Below are 815 nucleotides of genomic sequence, written 5' to 3' on the forward strand. Positions count from 1 at the left end.
GCCGGGGACCTCGCCGCCGGGCTCCCCGAGCCGCTGCCGGTGCTGGGCCTCGACGTCACCGTGCCGCTGGCCGACGGCCGGCGCGTGCCGTACGCCGCGCTGGACCAGGCCGCCAGCGCGCCGGTGCTGCGGCAGGTGTGGGACGAGGTGGCCGAGTACGTGCCGTTCTACGGCAGCGTCCACCGCGGCGCGGGACACCTGTCCCAGCTGTCCACCGGGCTCTTCGAGGACGCCCGCGAGAGCGTCGCCCGCTTCCTCGACTGCCGCGAGGACGACCAGGTCGTCTTCACCCGCGCCACCACCGACTCCCTCAACCTGCTGGCCTCCGCCCTGCCGGACGATTGCCGCGTCTACGTCTTCGAGACCGAGCACCACGCGGCGCTGCTGCCCTGGCGCGGCGCCCGGGTGACCTTCCTGGACGCCCCCGCGTCCCCCGCCGAGGCCGTGGCCCGGCTGGAGGAGGCGCTCACCGCGCGCGAGGACGACGGCCCGGCGCTGGTCTGCGTGACCGGCGCGTCCAACGTCACCGGCGAGCTGTGGCCGGTGCGCGAACTCGCCGCCGTCGCGCACGCCCACGGCGCGCGGATCGTGCTGGACGCGGCCCAGCTGGCGCCGCACCGGCCGGTGTCGGTGCGCGAGCTGGACGTCGACTGGGTGGCCTTCTCCGGGCACAAGCTGTACGCCCCGTTCGGCGCGGGCGTGCTGGCCGGGCGGACCGACTGGCTGGACGCCGCAGAGCCCTACCTGGCGGGCGGCGGGGCCAGCCGCCGGGTGCTGCGGCGGGAGGACGGCGGCCTGGACGTCGAGTGGCACAC

At 76.8% G+C, this 815-nt stretch carries 1 protein-coding gene; it reads left to right on the forward strand.

Going from position 1 to position 815, the window contains the following annotated elements:
* Positions 1-33: 33 nt before the first annotated feature.
* Positions 34-815: aminotransferase class V-fold PLP-dependent enzyme (locus ACOV8S_RS11110; protein WP_448317913.1), on the forward strand; the 782-nt coding region annotated here is incomplete at its 3' end.

The sequence above is a fragment of the Streptomyces sp. CO7 genome (assembly GCF_053474865.1).